The organism is Pseudomonas sp. LBUM1645, from assembly GCF_059716185.1.
This window is the reverse complement of sequence record NZ_CP166811.1, coordinates 1,561,755-1,585,332: the sequence shown is the minus strand read 5'-3', so window position 1 is coordinate 1,585,332 and position 23,578 is coordinate 1,561,755. Positions and strand designations below refer to the sequence as shown.

The 23,578-nt window shown below is 55.9% G+C and carries 16 protein-coding genes, 4 tRNA genes and 3 rRNA genes; 6 read left to right on the top strand and 17 right to left on the bottom strand.

The annotated features are described in order from the left end of the window. Positions 1 to 62: 62 nt before the first annotated feature. On the top strand, positions 63 to 809 hold the full coding sequence (locus tag ACA079_RS06945; RefSeq protein ID WP_497703004.1) for a flagellar brake protein: 747 nt from the start codon (positions 63 to 65) through the stop codon (positions 807 to 809). 65 nt (positions 810 to 874) lie between these two features. Here the strand turns inward: ACA079_RS06945 and ACA079_RS06940 are convergent, their stop codons facing one another. The 4 genes from ACA079_RS06940 to ACA079_RS06925 all read right to left on the bottom strand — a co-directional run bounded on the left by ACA079_RS06940 (position 875) and on the right by ACA079_RS06925 (position 6,198). Continuing rightward, positions 875 to 2,257, bottom strand: coding sequence for an MFS transporter (locus ACA079_RS06940; protein WP_497703003.1), 1,383 nt, complete (start codon positions 2,255 to 2,257; stop codon positions 875 to 877). A 70-nt stretch (positions 2,258 to 2,327) separates the two neighbouring features. Continuing rightward, positions 2,328 to 3,569 (bottom strand): glutamine synthetase family protein, encoded by a 1,242-nt coding sequence (locus ACA079_RS06935; protein WP_497704291.1) that lies wholly within the window; start codon positions 3,567 to 3,569, stop codon positions 2,328 to 2,330. A gap of 335 nt (positions 3,570 to 3,904) precedes the next feature. Further along, entirely contained in the window at positions 3,905 to 4,597 is a 693-nt protein-coding gene (locus tag ACA079_RS06930) for a sensor histidine kinase (protein ID WP_497703002.1), read from the bottom strand. Next, positions 4,594 to 6,198: a response regulator gene (locus ACA079_RS06925; RefSeq protein ID WP_497703001.1), complete on the bottom strand. Its 1,605-nt coding sequence runs from the start codon at positions 6,196 to 6,198 to the stop codon at positions 4,594 to 4,596. The genes ACA079_RS06930 and ACA079_RS06925 overlap by 4 nt, the downstream gene beginning before the upstream one ends. A 204-nt stretch (positions 6,199 to 6,402) precedes the next feature. Here ACA079_RS06925 and ACA079_RS06920 point away from each other — a divergent pair, with 204 nt between their 5' ends. Next, positions 6,403 to 10,533, top strand: coding sequence for a CheR family methyltransferase (locus ACA079_RS06920; protein ID WP_497703000.1), 4,131 nt, complete (start codon positions 6,403 to 6,405; stop codon positions 10,531 to 10,533). A 13-nt stretch (positions 10,534 to 10,546) separates the two neighbouring features. Here ACA079_RS06920 and ACA079_RS06915 read toward each other — a convergent pair whose 3' ends face one another. The 5 genes from ACA079_RS06915 to ACA079_RS06895 form a co-directional block, all read right to left on the bottom strand. Continuing rightward, the gene (locus ACA079_RS06915) at positions 10,547 to 11,086 is read right to left on the bottom strand and encodes a hypothetical protein (protein ID WP_497702999.1); all 540 of its coding nucleotides are present in this window, start codon (positions 11,084 to 11,086) and stop codon (positions 10,547 to 10,549) included. A 202-nt stretch (positions 11,087 to 11,288) separates the two neighbouring features. After that, a 5S ribosomal RNA gene (gene rrf, locus ACA079_RS06910) occupies positions 11,289 to 11,404 on the bottom strand. 159 nt (positions 11,405 to 11,563) lie between these two features. Continuing rightward, positions 11,564 to 14,455, bottom strand: a 23S ribosomal RNA gene (locus ACA079_RS06905). 315 nt (positions 14,456 to 14,770) lie between these two features. Next, positions 14,771 to 16,309: ribosomal RNA gene (locus ACA079_RS06900) — 16S ribosomal RNA — on the bottom strand. Together the 16S, 23S and 5S rRNA genes form the textbook arrangement of a ribosomal RNA operon. A 628-nt stretch (positions 16,310 to 16,937) precedes the next feature. Further along, positions 16,938 to 17,014: transfer RNA gene (locus tag ACA079_RS06895), tRNA-Arg, on the bottom strand. A gap of 292 nt (positions 17,015 to 17,306) precedes the next feature. On the opposite strand from ACA079_RS06895, the gene ACA079_RS06890 reads away from it, so the two are divergent. Next, the gene (locus ACA079_RS06890; RefSeq protein ID WP_497702998.1) at positions 17,307 to 17,540 is read left to right on the top strand and encodes a hypothetical protein; all 234 of its coding nucleotides are present in this window, start codon (positions 17,307 to 17,309) and stop codon (positions 17,538 to 17,540) included. A 22-nt stretch (positions 17,541 to 17,562) separates the two neighbouring features. Further along, positions 17,563 to 17,742, top strand: a complete 180-nt coding sequence (locus ACA079_RS06885; RefSeq protein ID WP_056741414.1) for a PA3371 family protein — start codon at positions 17,563 to 17,565, stop codon at positions 17,740 to 17,742. Here ACA079_RS06885 and phnN read toward each other — a convergent pair. Together phnN and ACA079_RS06875 are read right to left on the bottom strand one after the other, a co-directional pair. Next, entirely contained in the window at positions 17,717 to 18,289 is a 573-nt protein-coding gene (gene phnN / locus ACA079_RS06880) for a phosphonate metabolism protein/1,5-bisphosphokinase (PRPP-forming) PhnN (RefSeq protein WP_497704290.1), read from the bottom strand. The genes ACA079_RS06885 and phnN overlap by 26 nt on opposite strands. A gap of 120 nt (positions 18,290 to 18,409) precedes the next feature. Further along, positions 18,410 to 18,565: a hypothetical protein gene (locus tag ACA079_RS06875; protein ID WP_415757533.1), complete on the bottom strand. Its 156-nt coding sequence runs from the start codon at positions 18,563 to 18,565 to the stop codon at positions 18,410 to 18,412. Positions 18,566 to 18,675: 110 nt separating this feature from the next. Between ACA079_RS06875 and ACA079_RS06870 the strand changes: the two genes are divergently transcribed. Beyond that, a complete protein-coding gene (locus tag ACA079_RS06870; RefSeq protein WP_003178899.1) occupies positions 18,676 to 19,002 on the top strand; it encodes an Arc family DNA-binding protein in 327 nt (108 codons plus the stop codon). Positions 19,003 to 19,102: 100 nt separating this feature from the next. Here ACA079_RS06870 and mgtE read toward each other — a convergent pair whose 3' ends face one another. Continuing rightward, positions 19,103 to 20,545, bottom strand: a complete 1,443-nt coding sequence (mgtE, locus tag ACA079_RS06865; protein ID WP_497702997.1) for a magnesium transporter — start codon at positions 20,543 to 20,545, stop codon at positions 19,103 to 19,105. 319 nt (positions 20,546 to 20,864) lie between these two features. Between mgtE and ACA079_RS06860 the strand changes: the two genes are divergently transcribed. Beyond that, positions 20,865 to 21,383 carry a cell envelope protein SmpA gene (locus tag ACA079_RS06860; RefSeq protein WP_497702996.1) on the top strand — a complete coding sequence of 173 codons (519 nt, stop codon included), beginning with the start codon at positions 20,865 to 20,867 and terminating at the stop codon, positions 21,381 to 21,383. Between the two features lie 19 nt (positions 21,384 to 21,402). On the opposite strand, the gene ACA079_RS06855 is transcribed toward ACA079_RS06860, so the two are convergent. The 5 genes from ACA079_RS06855 to ACA079_RS06835 all read right to left on the bottom strand — a co-directional run bounded on the left by ACA079_RS06855 (position 21,403) and on the right by ACA079_RS06835 (position 23,505). After that, positions 21,403 to 21,479 (bottom strand) — tRNA-Arg (locus ACA079_RS06855). A 71-nt stretch (positions 21,480 to 21,550) separates the two neighbouring features. Further along, positions 21,551 to 21,627, bottom strand: a tRNA-Arg gene (locus ACA079_RS06850). Between the two features lie 107 nt (positions 21,628 to 21,734). Further along, positions 21,735 to 21,825 (bottom strand) — tRNA-Ser (locus ACA079_RS06845). A 62-nt stretch (positions 21,826 to 21,887) separates the two neighbouring features. Next, positions 21,888 to 22,076 carry a carbon storage regulator CsrA gene (gene csrA, locus ACA079_RS06840; RefSeq protein ID WP_002554426.1) on the bottom strand — a complete coding sequence of 63 codons (189 nt, stop codon included), beginning with the start codon at positions 22,074 to 22,076 and terminating at the stop codon, positions 21,888 to 21,890. Positions 22,077 to 22,263: 187 nt separating this feature from the next. Then, entirely contained in the window at positions 22,264 to 23,505 is a 1,242-nt protein-coding gene (locus ACA079_RS06835) for an aspartate kinase (RefSeq protein ID WP_008154299.1), read from the bottom strand. Positions 23,506 to 23,578: the final 73 nt, after the last annotated feature.

Below are 23,578 nucleotides of genomic sequence, written 5' to 3'. Positions count from 1 at the left end.
CGTAACATGCTGGCAATATGCTGGCTAGCCGTAGTCATATTTTGTCTGGAGATTGATGAACCGTGTTCAATGCCTTAAGCGCGGAAGATGCTCCGCAGCCACCCAAGGTGCTCACCACGCCGTTGGAGATCTCCGGCACCCTGCGCCAGCTGCAAGACAGCCATGATCCGCTGATCATCACGTTCCATGAGCGCAGCCAGCGCTTCCAGAGTTATCTGGTGGACCTTGACCGTGACAGCAACATGATTGCCCTGGACGAAATGATTCCCCGCGATGGTGAACGCTTCCTGCTCGCCGGCGAACCGTTCAAGGTCGAAGGCTTTCACGACGGCGTACGAATTGCGTGGGAAAGCAACGGCCCGTTGACCATCGACGAATCCGGTGGCGGTCGCTGCTACCGAGGCGCCCTGCCCGCCGAGGTGGTTTACCACCAGCGTCGTAATGCATTCCGCGCAGCATTGAAGCTGGCACAACTGGTCAACGTCGATCTGGGCGGTGAAAAGCTCAAGTCGCCGATCAGCGGCAAGCTACTGGACATCTCCGCCACCGGCTGCAAGTTGCGCTTCGAAGGCGACATCACGGGCAGCCTGCAATTGGGTGAGGTCTATGACCGCTTCATCGCTGCCCTGCCCTTTGGCAAGATGACGGCACCCGTCGAGCTGCGTTACCTGCACTTCGAAGAAAGGATCTCCACCACCTTCGCCGGCGTACGCTTTCACAACATGAGCGGGCTGGTGCAGCGGCAGGTCGAGCGGTTCGTCTATCAGCTTCAGCGCGAAGCGCGGCGCTTCGACAAAGACGACATGTAATAAGACGCTTCAATAGAAAACGGGCAGTCCCTTGCGGTGACTGCCCGTTTTTTTATGCGTTTTATTTAAGGCCTGGCCTCAGTAAAACTTTGCTCGCGAGGTGCATCAGGGTCTTCCGGCGGCGGATCGGTTTCGGGCTCTGGTTCGGGCTCTGGTTCGGGTTCCGGGTCCGGCTCAGGGTTGATCGGGTTCTGCATCTGATCCTGAACCACCTGCTCATCGACCCGCGGGTCAAGACAAGCCACCAACGGCGAACTCGACATACTGTCCGGCATGGCGACGTGATGCAGCGGTGCATCGTCGACCTGATGCAGGTTGGTCACCGCTTTCGGGCGAATCCGCCACACCAGCACCAACGCGAAGAAACTGAAGAAGGCATAGAGCATGTGACTGCCGAACAGCTTCATCAGCACCCCGGCCACCAGCGGCCCGATACTGGCGCCGACACCGTAGGTCACCAACAGCATCGCTGTCAGGGACACCCGACGATCACCCTCGACGTGGTCGTTGGAGAACGCCACCGCCAGCGGATACAGGCAGAACATCACCAGCGAACAGCAGAACCCGGTGATAAACAAAATCTCCAGCGGTACCTGTTGCATGATTGCCAGCGGCAACGCGGTAAGCGCCAGGATCAGGGCAAAACAGCGGATCAACAGCGCCCGGTCATAACGGTCGGACAGCCAGCCCAACGGCCATTGCACCAGCAAGCCCGCAAAAATGCAGCTACCCATGAACAGACCGACCTGCTCCGTGGACAACCCCTGCTGTGAGGCATACAGCGGTGCCAGACCGTAGAACGAACCAATGATCAGCCCCGCCCCCAGCACCGTGCTCAACGACTGCGGCACACGCTTGATGAAGAACCGCGGCTCCATCGGTGCCGGGTGCAACGGTGCCGGGTGAATCCGGCGAGTCAGGGCCACCGGCACCAGGCACAGCGCGAAGCACAAGGCGACCAGCATCAGCAGCTCAAGACCCAGGCCCGGGTGCATGACCAGAATCAACTGACCCAGCACCAGCCCCAGGTACGAGGCGATCATGTAGCCGCTGAACACAGTCCCGCGCTGCGAGGCTTCGGCCTGCTCATTGAGCCAGCTTTCGATGACCATGTATTGGCACATCATGCCGAGACCGACGATGACCCGCAGGAAGATCCAGGCAGGCAACCAGTCCACCAGGCCATGGCCCAGCACCGCCGCGCCGACAATCCCGGCGCAGGCCGAATAGGCGCGAATATGCCCGACCCGGGCAATCAGCCGGTGGCCGATTTTGCCACCCAGCACCAGGCCGCAATAGTTGGCTGCCATCAACGCACCGACCCACAGGCTGTCGACGTGGTCGGCAGCCAGGCGCAAGGCCAGGTAAGTACTCAACAGGCCAGAGCCGATCAACATCATCAGCGAGGCAAAATAAAGCGCTCGAAAGGGTTTCCAGATTTGGCGCATCGGCGTTCCGAGCGGCTCCTTGCAGTGAGAATCGGGCTACCCGAAAAGATAGCCCGAAGACGATGGATCGTCAGGCCTGGGCTGCCAGGACACGGCGCTCCCAGGGAGTAATTTCATCAAAGTAGCTGGTCAACTCCATGGTCTTCGAGGCGATGTAGCCTTCGATGAACTCCTTGCCAAACAGTTCCTTCGCCAATTGGCTACGTTTCAGACGCTCAAGAGCAGCATGCAAGGTACACGGCAACGAAAGATTGTCCGGCACTTCGAATTCACCCTGGATCGGTTCGCTCGGCTCCAGTTTGTGTTCAATGCCATATAACCCTGCGGCAAGGCTGGCGGCGATCGCCAGATAAGGATTTGCATCAGCCCCCGGCAAGCGGTTCTCGACCCGACGAGCGGCTGGCGAACTAGCCGGAATGCGCAATCCGGCCGCACGGTTGTCATGGGACCAGCAGGCATTATTCGGTGATGCGAAGGGATGGCACAAGCGCTGATACGAGTTCACGTTCGGTGCAAACAACGCGGTGAAATCCGCCATGCCGGCCTGCTGACCCGCGATGAAATGACGGAAGGCCGCGGTCGGCTCACCGGCCTTGTCGCTGAACACGTTACGCCCGCTGCCGATCTCGATGATGCTCTGGTGAATATGCATCGAACTGCCCGGCGTGTGCGCCAGCGGCTTGGCCATGCAAACCACGGTCAGACCATGCTTGAGCGCGACTTCTTTAAGCAAATGTTTGAACAGGAGTGTCTGGTCGGCCAGCAGCAGCGGATCGCCGTGCAGCAGGTTGATCTCGAACTGGCTGACGCCCATCTCGTGCATGAAGGTATCGCGCGGCAAGTCCAGGGCCGCCATGCATGCGTAGACTTCACTGAAGAACGGCCGCAAACCATTATTGGAACTGATACTGAACGCCGAATGACCGTCCTCGCGACGACCGTCCAGGCCCAGTGGCGGCTGGAACGGTTGAGTCGGGTCGGTGTTGGGCGCGAAGACAAAAAATTCCAGCTCGGTCGCCACCACCGGCGCCAGGCCGAGGGCCGCGTAACGCGCGATCACGGCTTTGAGTTGGCCGCGGGTCGACAGAGACGAGCTTTCGCCGGTCAGCTCGTCCGCATCGCAAATGGCCAAGGCTCGCGGCTGCTGGCTCCACGGCAAGCGATGGATCTGTGCCGGGTCGGGCACCAGCGCCAGGTCGCCATCATCGCTGCCGTAAAAGCGCGCAGGCGGATATCCGCCCATGATGCATTGCAGCAGCACTCCCCGCGCCATCTGCAAACGCCGCCCCTCGAGAAAGCCTTCGGCAGTCATTACCTTGCCCCGGGGTACGCCATTCAAATCCGGCGTGACACATTCAATCTCATCAATGCCCGTCAATCGCTGTGCGAGTGAGCGATGGCCATCGGTTGTCATGACGCAATCCTTTGTTGTTGTGCGAGCCGCGAACGGCGACCCGTACAAAATAGGCTCCGCCTGTTCGGAATATCAAGCACCGCACAAAAAGAAAATCATTGGCTGAACACCTCTGATTTTCGGCCACCACAATCCAGTAGGAGCTGGCGAAGCCTGCGATCTTTTGACTTTGCTGTTTAAAGGCAAGATCAAAAGATCGCAGGCTTCGCCAGCTCCTACGGGGGATGTACCTGTCAGGGGAGGTAAAGGCTGAACACCCCGCCGCCCAGCGGGCCGCCATTGCTGATTTCGGTGCGCCCGCCCACGCCATTGCGTTGATGGAGTGCGGCAATCCGCCCGGCAAAGTACAGGCCCAGGCCAGTGCTTCCGCTGCTGTGGTTGATGCCCTGCACGTAATCGGCCTGACGCAAGATCATCTCGGGTGGATAACCCTCGCCATCGTCGTTGACGGTCAGCACCAGTTGCCCGGCTTCATCGCTGACGCTGATCAACACCGCGTGGCGGGCGTAACGAATGGCGTTGTTGATGCTGTTGCCCAGCACCGAAGCAATCAGCTCCCGGTCGAAGAAACCCAAAGGGCTCAACGGGTCCACTTCATAGGTCGCCATGATGCCGCGGCTGGCGAACACGTCTTGATGCGCCGCCAGTTGCGCTTCGATGAAGTCATCCAGCTCATGGTAGGCCGGCTGCAACGGCATCCGGTTGACGCCGAGTTTGTACAGCCCCAGCAACTGCACCAGCATGCCATTGAGATGCGCGAACTCGAATTCGATCACGCCCTGCTCCGGGCTGTGCTGCTGCGGATCCGGCAAGCGCGCCAACCATTGGCTGTGGGCCTGCATCAGCATCGCCAGGGAGTTCTTCATGTCGTGCACGGTGGAGGCAATCACCGTGGAAAAATCGAGTGCCTGTTCGCTATTGTTCATTCGCCAAACACCTTGCTTCGCAACTTCTGATAACGGGGAAAACGCGCATCGGTGTCGGGCATCAGGCCGACCATCTTCAGGCACGTCCGACATTCCTCCAGCTCCGCCGAAGGAACACTGGTGTCGGTGCCATGCAGCAGCGACTGCGCCATGTTCAGCGCGATACTGATGTTCTTGGGTTGCAGCGCCAGGGCTTTGCGGAACACCTGCCGCGCCTCCACCAGGTTGCCGGTCTTGTATACCCGCACGCCCTGACGGTTGAGGTCGGCAGCGGCGTTGCCGGAGTTGAGGATGGTCGGATCGTCGGTCAACTTGGCGATGCCCTTCATCACTGTCGGGTCGTCGCCGTAGATTTCCGCGCAGTTTTTCAGCATCGAGGCACCGGCGCTGGCCTGCCCGAGCATCTGCAGTTGCTTGGCCACCAGCAGCGCCGCTTCGGCGCTCATGAACTGTTCCATGCCATCGAGGCGCATCATCGCCTGTTCGGTGAGCTTCTCGGCGGTCTCGGCATCGTTGAGCAACAGGCTGGTGGCTTTCATCAATCGCGCACGAATCTGCAGACCCGGGTCGGAAGGGTTTTCCTTGGCCACCGCACTCAGCGTCGTGTTGATTTCCAGTCGAGTCCGGGTATCCAGACCTTTTTCGCTGCCTTTACTGATCAAGGCGTGAGCCAGGCCAAGGTTGCTTTCCGCATCCTTGAAACGTGACTGCGCGCCCTGCGCCACCGCCTGGCGATAGGCTTTGGAGGCGGTGTCGAAATCTTCGTTGGCCATCGCCAACTTGCCCAACTGCGCTTGCCGGCGCACCGCCAGCGGCGACAAGCGGATCGCCTCTTCCAGCACACGCTGGGCCGCCTTGGTGTCACCTTCGGCGACCAGCACATCGGCCATGCCGTCGTAGAGCGCCGGCATCATCGGGAACACTTTCAGGGCTTTTTCGTAGACACCCTTGGCCTGACCGACCTGGCCACGCTTGAACAGCAATTTGCCCAAGCCGGCAAACGCCCACGGCAAAGGCCGATCAGCAATGATGCTGTCGTAGAGACGCTCCAGCGCCTCGTTCTGATTCAGGTCGCGCAAGGCATCGGCGCGGTAGCGCAGGCACAACGGCGAGTAGCGGATGTCTTGCTTGCACAAGGCGATGCAGGCATTGAGCACTTCAACCGGTTTGCCCCGGTCAAGGGCCTGCAGAATCGGCTTGAGCAAGGTCTTGCGTTGCTCCAGCCGCTCCAGCCGTTGAGCCAGGCCGGAACGGTTGAACGGTTTGGTCAGGTACGCATCGGGTTCGTGTTCCAACGCACTGAGCACCATTGCCTGACTGGTCTCGGCGGTGACCATGACGAACACGGCCTCATGGCTGATCAGCTTCTCGATCATCAGGTCTTCAAGCACCTGCTGGCCATTCTTCTTGCCGTCGCCCAGGTGAAAGTCCTGCAGGATGAAATCGTAGGCCTTCTGCGAACACATACGCAGCGCCTGTTCACCGGAGTCGGCTGTGTCGACATCCTTGACGCCCAGCTCGCGCAGCATGGACCTGACGGAACTGCGGAAATCCGAGAAATCATCGACGATCAAAAAACGCTTTTGGTGATACGACAGCATCGAAGATTTCCAGGCAATTTAAGAAGTAGACCATGACTGTTCGGGTTATCGGCCAGTAGTGGCGTTCCCTTGAGAAGTCATGCCGTTTAGTACGCGCTAAATATTTGAAGGTGTTATCAAAAAACAGGATTATCCTGACTTATTAGAGCGCACCAAGATCCCACTTGAATTCGAGGCGTTTCCCCCTCGCCAAAGGCCAGCGTTATGACCACCACTCCCCAGCACTCGGCCCCTGCTCCTGAGCGAAAGGCCCTGAGCCCCAGCACCCTGGACTTTCCGGTGGTGGGCATCGGTGCGTCGGCGGGTGGGCTGCAAGCGATCAAGCTGTTCTTTGAAAACATGCCTCAAGACAACGGCATGGCGTTCGTGATCATTCTTCATCTGTCGCCCGACCACCAGAGCATCGCTGACAAGATCATCCAGGAATCGACCAAGATGCCGGTTCTGCAGGTGACCGAAACGGTGGCCATCGAGAAAAACCGGGTGTACGTCATTTCACCGGCGCAACGGCTGACAATGAACGATGGCTTTCTGGAAGTCAGCGCCACAGACCCGCGCGAAGGTCGCCACGCGTCCATTGATCTGTTCTTCCGCGACCTGGCCGATGTGCACCGCGAGCGCGCCTTCTGCCTGGTGTTGTCGGGCACCGGCTCGGACGGCGCGGTTGGCTTGTCACGGATCAAGGAACAAGGTGGCATCACACTGGCCCAGGCACCGGAAGACGCCGAATTCGATGGCATGCCTTGCGCCGCCATCGAAACCCGCAATGTTGACCTGGTGCTGCCCGTGGTGGAAATGCCACAAAAGCTCCTGGAGCTATGGCGCAATTCCAGGGAAATCTGTTTGCCCACCGCCAACGATCCGGAACTGCAAACCATTGCTGCGGTGTCCGAACGTGACGCGGCACATGCCGAACAAGTGCTGCGCGACGTGCTGATTCAGTTGCGCACCGGTACCGGCCATGACTTCAAGCACTACAAACGCGCCACCGTGTTACGCCGGATCGAGCGCCGGATGCAGGTCACCGGCCAGCCGGACCTGAGTGCCTATTACCAGTATCTGCAGAACAATCCCGAAGAAACCAAGGCGCTGCTGGGCGACATGCTGATCGGCGTGACCAACTTCTTCCGTGACAGGGAGGCTTTCGAAGCCCTCGAACGGGATGTCGTGCCGCAATTGGTCAGCGCTATCGTGTCCGCACAACCCGAGAAAGAAGAAATCCGGGTCTGGTCCGCGGGCTGCTCCACGGGCGAAGAAGCCTACAGCCTGGCGATGCTGCTCAACGATCAACTGCAACTGGACGCCAGCGTGGCGTCGATGCAGCTGTTCGCCACCGACATCGACGAACGCGCCATCAGCGTCGGCCGGGCGGGCCTGTATCCACAAGCGATCATCACCGATGTGCCACCCTCGCGGCTGCGCCACTATTTCATCAAGGAAGACGATCACTATCGGATCCGCAAGGAAATCCGCGAAAAGGTCTTGTTCGCCAAGCATAGCCTGTTATCCGACCCGCCCTTCTCGCAGATCGACCTGATTGTTTGCCGCAACCTGCTGATCTATCTGGATCGCGAAGTGCAACGCGAAATCCTCCAGATGTTCCACTTTGCCCTGCGTCCCGGCGGCTTCCTGTTCCTCGGCTCTTCCGAGAGCGCGGACGCGTGCCACGAATTGTTCGCGCCGGTGGATAAACGCAACCGGATCTTCCGTGCCAAGACCGGCACGGCCAACAGTCGGCGCACACCGACCATGCCGCGCGGGGGTTATGTGCGGACCAACACTTCCCAACAGGTCCCGCAAAGCAGCGCGCCGCGCAAATTGTCATTTGGCGATATCCATCAACGCGCCCTCGAACAGTCCGCACCACCGAGCGTGATCGTCGATGCCAACGCCGACATCCTGCACATGAGCGAGAGTGCCGGGCGTTTCCTGCGTCATGTTGGCGGCGAATTGTCGCGTAACTTGCTGACGCTGATTCTTCCGGAACTGCGCCTGGAAATCCGCACCACGCTGTTCCAGGTCCAGCAGAGCGGTCTGCCGGTCAAGTCCCGCGAAGTGCCGCTCAAGCGTGATGAGCGCAGTTACCTGATTGATCTGGTCGCGCATCCCTACAAGGATGAAGAGTCGGACGGCGAATACGTCCTGGTGATTTTCGAGGAAGTCGAGGTCGACCCTGCCGAACGAACGGCCACCACCGTGCTACAGACCGAAAGCCAGGTGCTGTCCAACCTTGAGCGCGAACTGCAACGCACCAAGCTGCACTTGCAGGACACCATCGAACAATCGGAAGTCTCCAGCGAAGAGCTCAAGGCTTCCAACGAAGAAATGCAGGCCATCAACGAAGAACTGCGCTCGGCCACCGAAGAACTGGAGACCAGCAAGGAAGAGTTGCAGTCGATCAACGAAGAGCTGCTGACGGTCAACTACGAGCTGAAAACCAAAGTCGAAGAAACCGACAAGATCAACGACTACCTGACCAACCTGATTGCCTCCACCGACATCGCCACGGTGTTTGTCGATCGCAGCATGCGCATCAAGTGGTTCACCCCGCGCGCCACTGACATTTTCAGCATGTTACCGGTGGATACCGGGCGCTCCTTGCTCGACATTACTCATCGCCTGCATTACGAGGACCTGGTGGGAGACGCAGCGCAGGTGTTCGAATCGCTGAACATGATCGAACGCGAAGTCAGCAGCACCGACAACCGCTGGTACATCGCCCGCCTGCTGCCTTATCGCTCCAGCGAAGACCACATCGACGGCACCGTGCTGACATTCATCGACATCACCAAACGTCGGGCGGCTGAAGAAGAGCTGCGACGGGGCGAAGAACGCATGCGCCTGGTCGCCGAAAGCACTCGCGACTACGCCATCATCACCCTCGATGAGCAGGGCGTGATCACCACCTGGAACAAAGGCGCCGAATTGATCTTCGGTTACAGCAAGGCCGAGGCCGAGGGCGCCTATTACGACTTCATTTTCTCCCCCGAAGATCGTGCGTCCGGCGTGCCTGACAACGAACTGTTGTCAGTGCGCACCCATGGCCGCAGCGAAGATGAGCGCTGGCACGTGCGCAAGGACGGCAACCGCTTCTTTTGCAGCGGCGAGGTGACCTTGCTCAGCGGCGACAATCTCAAAGGCTACGTCAAAATCGCCCGCGACCTGACCGGTCATAAGCGCCAGCATGAAGAACAGAGCCAACAACTGGCCGAAACGCGCAACACCAATTACCTCAAGGATGAGTTCTTCGCGGTCATGTCCCACGAACTCAAGCATCCGTTGAACCTGATTCAGCTCAATGCAGAACTGCTGCGTCGCTTGCCGGTGACCAAGTCGGTGGAGCCGGCCGCCAAGGCCGTCAACACCATCTGCGACGCCGTCAACAGCCAGGCACGGATCATCGATGATCTGCTGGATGTTGCGCGGGTGCGCACCGGCAAACTCAAACTGAAACCAATTGCTATGGATCTGGCCGGTGTGTTGCGCGATATTCACGCCGTCGTGCTCAACGACCGACACGACGCCACCGTCGAACTGCTCGTGCCTTCGGGCGCCTTGATGGTCCATGCCGACCCGACGCGCCTGGAGCAAATTATCTGGAACCTGGTGAATAACGCGCTGAAATTCACGCCCTCCAACGGCCACGTGCAATTGATCGCCAGCCAGATTGGAAACATGGCGCGACTGGACGTCAAAGACAACGGTGCAGGCATCGCACCCGAGAACCTCGATCACGTGTTCGACTTGTTCGGCCAGGCTGAAAAGCAGCACGTCAGCCACAACCGTGAGGGTCTGGGGATCGGTTTGTCCCTGGTCCGTCAGTTGACCGAGGCCCAACGGGGAACGGTGGAGGTGAACTCTGCCGGGGTGGGAACGGGTTGTACCTTCACGGTTTACCTGCCCTTGGCCCACACCAAAGATGAGTCGCAATCCCCGACTCAGGTCGAAGAAGCCTCTGGCAGGCTAAGCGGTTTGACGATCCTGCTGGTCGACGACTCCGCCGATGTGCTCGAAACCTTGAAAATGCTGCTGGAAATGGAAGACGCGCAAGTGATTGCCTTCGACCGTCCGGTGGCGGCTTTGGATGCCGCAAAAAGCACGCGCTTCGATCTGATCATTTCTGACTTGGGCATGCCGGTCATGAACGGCCACGAGCTGATAAACGCATTGCGTCAGTTGCCGCTGGTCAAAGATGTGCCGGCCATTGCGCTGACCGGGTATGGCGCCCACAACGACATTCAAAAGTCACAGCAATCGGGCTTTGACCAGCACATTGGAAAACCGGTGTCCTACGATGAGCTGATCGAAACCATTGAGGCTCTGCGACGCTCCTAGACTTGAGACAGAGTCAGCGCAGGTAGGCGCGTTGTACGCAGGCTCGTCGATCGATGGCCTGCCTGAGCCGATCCTTGTGATCGGCCCAGACCTTGGGGTCGACTTTGGTTGAGCGCATCAGCACCAGCATGGCTGCCTTGGCAGCCAGGTACTCCGACCAGGCATCTTCGGACCTGAGTTTCAAAGACTCGCGCTCGGTCATTTCCATCCGCCGCAGGGCCAGTTCCGACTCATCGGTAATCACCGGACTCAAGGTCAACTGCACCCGGTGCGGTGCGACGAACTCCAGGGTGTCCGCGACAATCTCCCTCGCCCGCTGAGCGCCCCACTTCAACGCCGCGCAGTAATGCTCACCGACGTGCCGGTCATGAACCTCCTCGCCAACCGCCCAGCCATCGGTGCCGTAGACGCCTATAAATACCTGGGTAACCCCCTCATGACTGACCCGTGCCTGCACCTCGACGTGCAGGCCATTGCTGAGTACCTCTTCATGCGTATGGAGGGGTAACCGCGTGTTGGTCCATAACCAGAATTTTGCACCTCTTCGCCGCATCGACGTCGCCCCATGAGTTGTGTCTGGAGTAAGGCACAGCAATGACAGACTTTCCATGTAGATCGTCGGTTGATTACACGTAAAAAAGCCCCGCAGGACAGACAATGTCTGGCGGGGCTATTTAATGGTATTGCTGTGCGAACTTTCTGCGGACAAAACAAAACCCCTACCTGCATACGCAGATAGGGGTTTCGGAATTTAATCTTGACGATGACCTACTCTCACATGGGGAAACCCCACACTACCATCGGCGATGCATCGTTTCACTGCTGAGTTCGGGATGGGATCAGGTGGTTCCAATGCTCTATGGTCGTCAAGAAATTCGGTAGCCAGGTCGTGGGCCTTTGCAGGTTCACGCTCCAGCGAATGGGTATGCGATAGTTTGGTGTTTGGTGAGTATCTCGAACTTTCGGTTCGTTTCGTCTTCACACACCGCAATCTGGCCTCTTTCGAGCTCACAAATTGCTTGGGTGTTATATGGTCAAGCCTCACGGGCAATTAGTATTGGTTAGCTCAACGCCTCACAGCGCTTACACACCCAACCTATCAACGTCGTAGTCTTCGACGGCCCTTCAGGGGACTCAAGGTCCCAGTGAGATCTCATCTTGAGGCTAGTTTCCCGCTTAGATGCTTTCAGCGGTTATCTATTCCGAACATAGCTACCCGGCAATGCCACTGGCGTGACAACCGGAACACCAGAGGTTCGTCCACTCCGGTCCTCTCGTACTAGGAGCAGCCCCTCTCAAATCTCAAACGTCCACGGCAGATAGGGACCGAACTGTCTCACGACGTTCTAAACCCAGCTCGCGTACCACTTTAAATGGCGAACAGCCATACCCTTGGGACCGGCTTCAGCCCCAGGATGTGATGAGCCGACATCGAGGTGCCAAACACCGCCGTCGATATGAACTCTTGGGCGGTATCAGCCTGTTATCCCCGGAGTACCTTTTATCCGTTGAGCGATGGCCCTTCCATACAGAACCACCGGATCACTAAGACCTACTTTCGTACCTGCTCGACGTGTCTGTCTCGCAGTCAAGCGCGCTTTTGCCTTTATACTCTACGACCGATTTCCGACCGGTCTGAGCGCACCTTCGTACTCCTCCGTTACTCTTTAGGAGGAGACCGCCCCAGTCAAACTACCCACCATACACTGTCCTCGATCCGGATAACGGACCTGAGTTAGAACCTCAAAGTTGCCAGGGTGGTATTTCAAGGTTGGCTCCACGCGAACTGGCGTCCACGCTTCAAAGCCTCCCACCTATCCTACACAAGCAAATTCAAAGTCCAGTGCAAAGCTATAGTAAAGGTTCACGGGGTCTTTCCGTCTAGCCGCGGATACACTGCATCTTCACAGCGATTTCAATTTCACTGAGTCTCGGGTGGAGACAGCGCCGCCATCGTTACGCCATTCGTGCAGGTCGGAACTTACCCGACAAGGAATTTCGCTACCTTAGGACCGTTATAGTTACGGCCGCCGTTTACCGGGGCTTCGATCAAGAGCTTCGCGTTAGCTAACCCCATCAATTAACCTTCCGGCACCGGGCAGGCGTCACACCCTATACGTCCACTTTCGTGTTTGCAGAGTGCTGTGTTTTTAATAAACAGTCGCAGCGGCCTGGTATCTTCGACCGGCATGGGCTTACGCAGTAAATGCTTCACCCTCACCGGCGCACCTTCTCCCGAAGTTACGGTGCCATTTTGCCTAGTTCCTTCACCCGAGTTCTCTCAAGCGCCTTGGTATTCTCTACCCAACCACCTGTGTCGGTTTGGGGTACGGTTCCTGGTTACCTGAAGCTTAGAAGCTTTTCTTGGAAGCATGGCATCAACCACTTCGTCACCCAAAGGGTAACTCGTCATCAGCTCTCGGCCTTAGAATCCCGGATTTACCTAAGATTCCAGCCTACCACCTTAAACTTGGACAACCAACGCCAAGCTGGCCTAGCCTTCTCCGTCCCTCCATCGCAATAACCAGAAGTACAGGAATATTAACCTGTTTTCCATCGACTACGCTTTTCAGCCTCGCCTTAGGGACCGACTAACCCTGCGTCGATTAACGTTGCGCAGGAAACCTTGGTCTTTCGGCGTGGGTGTTTTTCACACCCATTGTCGTTACTCATGTCAGCATTCGCACTTCTGATACCTCCAGCAAGCTTCTCAACTCACCTTCACAGGCTTACAGAACGCTCCTCTACCGCATCACCTAAGTGATACCCGTAGCTTCGGTGTATGGTTTGAGCCCCGTTACATCTTCCGCGCAGGCCGACTCGACTAGTGAGCTATTACGCTTTCTTTAAAGGGTGGCTGCTTCTAAGCCAACCTCCTAGCTGTCTAAGCCTTCCCACATCGTTTCCCACTTAACCATAACTTTGGGACCTTAGCTGACGGTCTGGGTTGTTTCCCTTTTCACGACGGACGTTAGCACCCGCCGTGTGTCTCCCATGCTCGGCACTTGTAGGTATTCGGAGTTTGCATCGGTTTGGTAAGTCGGGATGACCCCCTAGCCGAAACAGTGCTCTACCCCCTACAGTGATACATGAGGCGCTACCTAAATAGCTTTCGAGGAGAACCAGCTATCTCCGAGCTTGATTAGCCTTTCACTCCGATCCACAGGTCATCCGCTAACTTTTCAACGGTAGTCGGTTCGGTCCTCCAGTTAGTGTTACCCAACCTTCAACCTGCCCATGGATAGATCGCCCGGTTTCGGGTCTATTCCCAGCGACTAGACGCCCTATTAAGACTCGCTTTCGCTACGCCTCCCCTATTCGGTTAAGCTCGCCACTGAAAATAAGTCGCTGACCCATTATACAAAAGGTACGCAGTCACCCAACAAAGTGGGCTCCCACTGCTTGTACGCATACGGTTTCAGGATCTATTTCACTCCCCTCTCCGGGGTTCTTTTCGCCTTTCCCTCACGGTACTAGTTCACTATCGGTCAGTCAGTAGTATTTAGCCTTGGAGGATGGTCCCCCCATATTCAGACAAAGTTTCTCGTGCTCCGTCCTACTCGATTTCATGACTAAGAGATTTTCGCGTACAGGGCTATCACCCACTATGGCCGCACTTTCCAGAGCGTTCCGCTAATCTCAAAGCCACTTAAGGGCTAGTCCCCGTTCGCTCGCCACTACTAAGGGAATCTCGGTTGATTTCTTTTCCTCAGGGTACTTAGATGTTTCAGTTCCCCTGGTTCGCCTCTTAAGCCTATGTATTCAGCTTAAGATAACCATCTTATGATGGCTGGGTTCCCCCATTCAGACATCTCCGGATCAAAGTCTGTTTGCCGACTCCCCGAAGCTTTTCGCAGGCTACCACGTCTTTCATCGCCTCTGACTGCCAAGGCATCCACCGTATGCGCTTCTTCACTTGACCATATAACCCCAAGCAATCTGGTTATACTGTGAAGACGACATTCGCCGAAAATTCGATAATACTCAATTAAGAGCAACTCACAAATTTTACCTTAGCCTGATCCAACACCAGTGAAAGTGTTGTTCAGTCTATCTTTCTATCACATACCCAAATTTTTAAAGAACGATCTAATCAAAGACTAGAAATCAATATTCATTTTCGAATACTCATTTCTAAACTCTAACGACTCAAGCCACCTTAGAGGCTGGCTTTTCGTCTTCTTCAATGAATCAAGCAATTCGTGTGGGAACTTATGGAGCAGCTGATGTCGTCGATTAAGGAGGTGATCCAGCCGCAGGTTCCCCTACGGCTACCTTGTTACGACTTCACCCCAGTCATGAATCACACCGTGGTAACCGTCCTCCCGAAGGTTAGACTAGCTACTTCTGGTGCAACCCACTCCCATGGTGTGACGGGCGGTGTGTACAAGGCCCGGGAACGTATTCACCGCGACATTCTGATTCGCGATTACTAGCGATTCCGACTTCACGCAGTCGAGTTGCAGACTGCGATCCGGACTACGATCGGTTTTCTGGGATTAGCTCCACCTCGCGGCTTGGCAACCCTCTGTACCGACCATTGTAGCACGTGTGTAGCCCAGGCCGTAAGGGCCATGATGACTTGACGTCATCCCCACCTTCCTCCGGTTTGTCACCGGCAGTCTCCTTAGAGTGCCCACCATTACGTGCTGGTAACTAAGGACAAGGGTTGCGCTCGTTACGGGACTTAACCCAACATCTCACGACACGAGCTGACGACAGCCATGCAGCACCTGTCTCAATGTTCCCGAAGGCACCAATCCATCTCTGGAAAGTTCATTGGATGTCAAGGCCTGGTAAGGTTCTTCGCGTTGCTTCGAATTAAACCACATGCTCCACCGCTTGTGCGGGCCCCCGTCAATTCATTTGAGTTTTAACCTTGCGGCCGTACTCCCCAGGCGGTCAACTTAATGCGTTAGCTGCGCCACTAAGAGCTCAAGGCTCCCAACGGCTAGTTGACATCGTTTACGGCGTGGACTACCAGGGTATCTAATCCTGTTTGCTCCCCACGCTTTCGCACCTCAGTGTCAGTATCAGTCCAGGTGGTCGCCTTCGCCACTGGTGTTCCTTCCTATATCTACGCATTTCACCGCTACACAGGAAATTCCACCACCCTCTACCATACTCTAGCTTGTCAGTTTTGAATGCAGTTCCCAGGTTGAGCCCGGGGATTTCACATCCAACTTAACAAACCACCTACGCGCGCTTTACGCCCAGTAATTCCGATTAACGCTTGCACCCTCTGTATTACCGCGGCTGCTGGCACAGAGTTAGCCGGTGCTTATTCTGTCGGTAACGTCAAGACACCAACGTATTAGGTTAATGCCCTTCCTCCCAACTTAAAGTGCTTTACAATCCGAAGACCTTCTTCACACACGCGGCATGGCTGGATCAGGCTTTCGCCCATTGTCCAATATTCCCCACTGCTGCCTCCCGTAGGAGTCTGGACCGTGTCTCAGTTCCAGTGTGACTGATCATCCTCTCAGACCAGTTACGGATCGTCGCCTTGGTGAGCCATTACCTCACCAACTAGCTAATCCGACCTAGGCTCATCTGATAGCGCAAGGCCCGAAGGTCCCCTGCTTTCTCCCGTAGGACGTATGCGGTATTAGCGTCCGTTTCCGAGCGTTATCCCCCACTACCAGGCAGATTCCTAGGCATTACTCACCCGTCCGCCGCTCGCCACCAGGTACAAGTACCCGTGCTGCCGCTCGACTTGCATGTGTTAGGCCTGCCGCCAGCGTTCAATCTGAGCCATGATCAAACTCTTCAGTTCAAACATCTTTGGGTTTTTAAGAAACCCTAAACTTGGCTCAGCAATCGTTGGTTACATCTTTGATTTCTCGCGGAGTAACTTGTGATGCTGATAATCTTGTTGACTATCAGTCTGACTCCACAAGCACCCACACGAATTGCTTGATTCAATTGTTAAAGAGCGATTGGTTAAGAGCTTCGTCTCAACCGAGGGGCGCAGTCTACAGCACACACCCTCAAGTAGCAACCTTAAAAGCTTCTGATTTTATCAACAAAATCAATCACTTAAACTAGGCAAGCATCAATATGCTCGTTAGCGGGAGGCGAATAGTACAGGATTAAAATACGTGGTCAACCCCCGCCCAAAAATTCTTTTCCTTACCAAAGTGCCTAGGTCGAATTCAGCCCTTGGCGAGTGTCAGCTTTGGATCAACAGCACTGCCCCCCTGGCAGACGCAATTGTGGCCAGAGCGAACTCATCCGCGCATCCATACCTTTCCTTAATATAGAAAGAACGGTTATGAAAAAGCCCCGCCAGATAGTTATCTGAGCGGGGCTTTTTTTATGCCTGAAGCAATCCATTTGCACCCACCCTGCACCCATGAGGGTTTACCGGAGGGGCCATGAATTTCTAGAGGCCTTCAGTTATATGGTGTCCCAGGGCAGGTTCGAACTGCCAACCTTCCCCTTAGGAGGGGGATGCTCTATCCAATTGAGCTACTGAGACACAGATCGACCATAAAGAAACACGGTGCGATAGACGGCGTGCATGTTAACGGGCAGGCCCGCTTTTGTCATGTCGTCCGTTGGGCTTTTTAAGTGTAGGCAGACGCCCCGCAGGTGCGTGGCTTTGTTTACCGTGCAAATTGCATCGCCGCAAAAGGCCATCATTGCAAAATGCAATGCAGGCATTTCGGTAAAATATCTTAATTCATTGTTTTTAAAGGATTTAATTACCGATAGACTCTTGGCATGCGGGCTGCTTTAGCTGTTCTCGAAGAACAACGGAGGCAAGCCTCATGAACAGCGCCCTTTTACTCTCGATCGCGATCGCTCTGGCGATTCTGCTGGGCTTTCATTTTATCCCCGAGAGCGGTGTTGAGCCGATTGCTCAACGCATGCCTCATTACCTTCAGGTGCAAAGAACACCTCAACTGGCGGTAATGAGCGATCAGCGCAGCTTTGTTAGCCAAGAGGTGAGCCAGGAAGGGATTCTGCTGCCGACTCAGTCTTCAGAACGTTTGGTATTTTGAATCACCCCATCAGGAGCACCGCATGTCCAAATCAGCCGCAGGGTTTTTCATCCTCGCCTTACTGAGCGGCATTCTTCATCTATCAGTTGTCCAGGATACGGTCCTTACCCTGCCTTTGATCGCCAGCGGCGTGTTCGGTGCGCTGTTTGTGCTGGCGCTGATTGCCGGGCGCAAGATCAAGTTCGATCCGGTACTGCGTTAACCCTCAAAAGGTCCAGTAAATTGGCAACTGTTGTGGACAGTTCGCCTGAATTGTCGAGTCGATGGATCCGCGTGTCTCCGTTTGAACCCTCTGCCGTGAATAACCCATTGCGGTGCAGCCTCGCTTCAATCTCAGCAAAACTTTCGCGACCACGGCGCAGCAGGCGCTCTCGCAGGACTTCATCCTTGACCATCAAAAGAACCGGCAACAGCGTTGGATACCGGCGCAGCGCTTCAGCCAGATGGCCACGAGAGCCGTTGACCAAGACATGCCGACCTTCATTGAGCCATTGATCGATTTCGATCGGAATACCGTAATCCAGGCCATTGGCGTTCCAGCACAGCGCGAAATCGCCCTCGACTCTGTGTTGCTCGAACTCTTCCCGCGAAACACCAATCGCATCTTCGCCCACTGATTCGGCCGACCGTGTGATGACCCGACGCACCACTTCACAATTGAGCGTCTGCAACGGCTCTCGCGCGGCTTCGATGAGGCTGTCCTTGCCGGACCCAGAAGGCCCCATCAAGTAAATCAGCCTGCCATCCATCCTGAAATCACCTTCCACTGCACGTCTCCCCCTAGTAAATCGGCCAATTGCCACTATCCTGTACAAGTAAGGAACACTGATCGAATCTACACAGCATGCGCCTTCAGGCGTCCCGGGACATCACCGGCCGGGCAAGAGGATGCGGTCAGTAATACGGACCTGAGCAAACTTTTCAAACCAGTCCGCATTTCTGATAATTGGTGCTGGCATAACGCCTTTATCCAGTTCAATATTTGTCACAGAATTGACGCCAATGAACTGGCTGCTTTGAGGCATGATGCGAGCCTTTATCAATTCAGGTTGAACATTTGGCCAGACCGCTTGTCCTATCAGACATCCTGCGGCCAATCCCGAGAACCGCTCCCCTGAACTAACCGGTTAAATATATGCGCCCATTGAAACAGGCAATTTATTCCAGCCGTACGGCTGACAAGTTCGTCGTACGTCTGCCAGACGGAATGCGTGAACGCATTGCCGAGGTGGCTCGCAATCATCATCGCAGCATGAACTCCGAAATCATCGCGCGCCTTGAACAGAGCCTTATTCAGGAAGGCGCACTGGGCGAAGAATTGAGCATGCGCCTGGACAGCCCGGAGCTGTCATTGCACGAACGTGAACTGCTGCAACGCTTCCGCCAACTCTCCCACCGTCAGCAGAACGCTCTCGTTTCGCTGATTGCGCATGATGCCGAAATGGCCGCAGACGCTTCCTGATTTCATCCGAAAGCTCAAGCCAGCTTAATCGCTGGCTTTTTTTTGCCTGAAATTCAGGCATAAAAAACCCGCCGATTGGCGGGTTTTTTATGTCGATAAGTCAGAGCAGGAAGATCGTCGCCAACCCGAGAAAGATGAAGAACCCACCACTGTCCGTCATGGCGGTGATCATCACACTGGCGCCCATCGCAGGATCGCGCCCAAGCCGCGCCAGGGTCATGGGAATCAACACCCCCGCCAATGCCGCCAGCAACAGGTTGAGCGTCATGGCAGCGGTCATCACTACCCCCAGAGACCAACTGCCATACAGCAGATAGGCGACGACGCCGATCACACCGCCCCACACCAGGCCATTGATCAGCCCTACCGCCAACTCCTTGCGCATCAGGCGCGAAGTATTGCCGGTACTGACCTGATCCAGCGCCATGGCCCGAACGATCATGGTGATCGTCTGGTTACCTGAGTTGCCACCGATACCCGCCACGATCGGCATCAATGCCGCCAACGCCACCAGTTTCTCGATGGAGCCTTCGAAAAGACCGATCACCCGGGATGCGATGAACGCGGTAATCAGGTTCACAGCCAGCCAGGCCCAACGGTTACGCAGGGATTTCCAGACTGACGCAAAAATATCTTCTTCTTCGCGCAGACCCGCCATGTTGAGAACTTCGTTTTCGCTCTCTTCACGAATCAGGTCGACCATTTCGTCGATGGTCAGACGGCCGATCAACTTGCCGTTTTTGTCGACTACGGGCGCCGAGATCAAGTCGTAACGTTCAAACGCCTGAGCAGCGTCATAGGCGTCTTCGTCCGGGTGAAAACTCACCGGGTCGCTGGCCATGACTTCAGAAACCTGTTTTTCCGGGTCGTTTACCAGCAATCGCTTGATCGGCAACACACCCTTGAGCACGCCGTCGTAATCGACCACGAACAATTTGTCCGTGTGGCTCGGCAGCTCCTTGAGGCGCCGCAGGTAACGCAAAACCACTTCGAGACTGACGTCCTCACGGATCGTCACCATCTCGAAGTCCATCAGTGCACCGACCTGATCCTCGTCGTAGGACAACGCAGAGCGTACGCGCTCACGCTGCTGACCATCGAGGGTTTCCATCAGTTCGTGGACGACGTCTCGCGGCAGCTCGGAGGCCAGGTCAGCAAGTTCGTCGGCGTCCATGTCCCTGGCCGCAGCCAGGAGCTCGTGATCGTCCATGTCGGCGATCAGCGTTTCACGAACCGAATCGGATACTTCGAGCAGAATGTCGCCGTCGCGATCGGCCTTGACCAATTGCCAGAGCGTCAGACGATCGCCCAGCGGCAAGGCTTCAAGGATGTAGGCGACGTCGGCGGAGTGCAGATCATCGAGCTTGCGTTGCAACTCGACGAGGTTTTGCCGGTGAACCAGGTTCTCGACCCGGTCGTGATGCGGACCTTCCTGGCGATGAGTCAGGTCTTCGACCACCCGCTGACGCTGCAACAGCTCAACAACTTGAGCGAGGCGGTCTTGCAGGCTTTCTTGCGTTTTCTTTACTTCAACTTCAGACATAGGCGAACTCCACTCCCAGCAGCGGGGCACGCCGGAAGGATCAATCAGTCAATTCATGATTGGAAAAACGGGGTACTGAGTAACTACTGGGTAAGTCCATGGAGGTATTCCACAAGCCCCGGCGGGGCTGACGGGCGCAATGATACACCGCCCGACGGTTTAAAACGTTAAAAAATCGTGGCTGAAACAAGCGCTTGCAAGACAAACCTGAGCGCCGCCTGATCCATCAAATTGCGACGACTCATCCTGAAAAGAAAACACACCGCGACTGAAAAATGTAACGACTACCCTTGAGATGGACCGTCACGGAGGACGTTTGATGCCATCGAATGCATATTATTTTTTATTGACTACCCTGCTCTGCCCGTCGCCCTGGGCGCTTGCCACGACAGTTCACCGCTGCGAGGCGGCCGACGGACGCATTACCTTCACTACGTTGAGCTGTGCGGCCGGAGACAGCCTTTCGCTTCAGGATGTACGCACCTTCACACCGGACAGTGCGACCGCTCTCATGCCGGAAGCCGAGAATCGCGAAACATCAGGTATGAAAATCAAAAGGAGAGATCCGACTGTCGTCGGCAAGACCGAGGACAAATGTGGAAACCTCATCAACGCCAAAGAACGCCGCGAAGCGATCATCAATCAGCGCGTTGTTGCCGGCATGAATCAGCAGGATGTCGAGAGCGCCCTTGGCAAGCCAGACAAGATCAGTATTCGCAATTCGACCACGAGCTACCGTTACGACACCCAGCGAGGTCGTAGCGCGCACGTCGAGTTCGATGAGAAAGGATGCACCAAAGGAAAAGCCAAATCCCAGACGGCAAAAAGCCCGCGTTAAACGCGGGCTTTTTGGTGTTTGGTGCACTCGACAGGATTCGAACCTGTGACCGCTCGGTTCGTAGCCGAGTACTCTATCCAGCTGAGCTACGAGTGCATTTGTGTTTTTATACCAGATCACAACTGGTTGAAGCCAAGTCATTCACATTACTGCAGATGACTCTTAAATGGTGCACTCGACAGGATTCGAACCTGTGACCGCTCGGTTCGTAGCCGAGTACTCTATCCAGCTGAGCTACGAGTGCATTTGTTGCCGCGCATTATAGGCCGTCTAATCTCTATGTCAAACACTTTTTCTAGTAATTTCAAACACTTACCGAAGAAGCTAGATTACAACGTACTACGCAAATAATGGCGGAGAACGGGGGATTCGAACCCCCGACACCCTTTTGAGGTGTACTCCCTTAGCAGGGGAGCGCCTTCGGCCACTCGGCCAGCTCTCCGCAACACGGGGCGTATATTAACCAGCTTCTTCCCCGTTTGCAAACATAAAAAACGATAAAAATTAATGGCTTGGTTCTTCGTCCTTCTCTTTCTTTATACGCAGGTAAATTTCCTCACGGTGGACCGCAACCTCTTTCGGGGCGTTGACACCGATACGCACTTGATTTCCTTTGACGCCGAGCACGGTCACAGTGATTTCGCCATCACCAATAATCAGGCTTTCTGCGCACCGACGAGTCAGAATCAGCATACCTTTCTCCTCACGCATTTCATTTCAGGGACAACAGTCTGCAAAAAAAAGGCACTCGACCTACAACCGGAGCGATCGCAGCCCTACATGCCTGAGTATTGACTAGCGCGAGCAAAAGAACAGCCTCGAGTCGCACCATTCAAAAAAACAAAAGGGCGCGGTCAGACCGCGCCCTTCGGTTAACGCATCACTCGCCCTGACGGGCCGGTGCGTCCAGTTCGAAAGCCGTGTGCAGAGCGCGCACAGCCAGTTCCAGATACTTCTCTTCGATCACTACGGAGACTTTGATCTCCGAAGTCGAGATCATCTGGATGTTGATGCTTTCCTTGGCCAGGGATTCGAACATGCGGCTGGCCACGCCTGCGTGGGAGCGCATGCCGACACCGACGATCGACACCTTGGCAATCTTGATGTCGCCAACGACTTCACGGGCACCGATCTCGCGAGCGGTGTTTTCCAGCACGGTTTGCGCGGCCTGGAAGTCATTGCGATGCACGGTGAAGGTGAAGTCGGTGGTGTTATCGTGCGCAACGTTCTGCACGATCATGTCGACTTCGATGTTCGCGGCGCTGATCGGGCCGAGAATCTTGAATGCAACGCCCGGGGTGTCTGGCACGCCACGGATGGTCAGCTTGGCTTCATCGCGGTTGAAAGCGATGCCGGAAATGATCGGCTGTTCCATGGTTTCCTCTTCATCAATAGTAATGAGGGTGCCCGGACCCTCCTTGAAGCTGTGCAGTACGCGCAGCGGAACGTTGTACTTGCCGGCGAATTCCACCGCACGGATCTGCAATACCTTGGAACCGAGGCTGGCCATTTCCAGCATCTCTTCGAAGGTAATCTTGTCCAGGCGCTGAGCCACGGACACCACACGCGGGTCGGTGGTGTAGACGCCGTCGACATCGGTGTAGATCTGGCATTCGTCAGCCTTCAAGGCTGCCGCCAGCGCCACGCCGGTGGTGTCGGAACCGCCACGACCGAGGGTGGTGATGTTGCCGTGCTCGTCGACGCCCTGGAAACCGGCGACAACAACCACACGACCGGCCTTCAGGTCGCCACGAATCTTCTGGTCATCAATCTGCAAGATACGCGCTTTATTGTGCGCACTGTCCGTCAGAATCCGCACCTGGTTGCCGGTGTAGGACACCGCTGGCACGCCGCGCTTGATCAGCGCCATGGCCAACAGTGCAATCGTCACCTGCTCACCGGTGGAGACGATCACGTCCAGCTCACGAGGAACCGGTTGGCCGTCGCCACTGATTTTCTTGGCCAGATCGATCAGACGGTTGGTTTCGCCGCTCATTGCAGACAGAACAACCACCAGGTCATCGCCGGCTTCGCGGAATTTCTTAACCTTGTCGGCGACCTGCTCGATTCTCTCGACAGTGCCGACCGAGGTGCCTCCAAATTTCTGTACGATCAAAGCCATTTCAAAGCCGCCTCTGCCCATGAAGGGCGCCCAAATAATCACTCAAACAGCGTTCGGACCCGCCACTAGACTG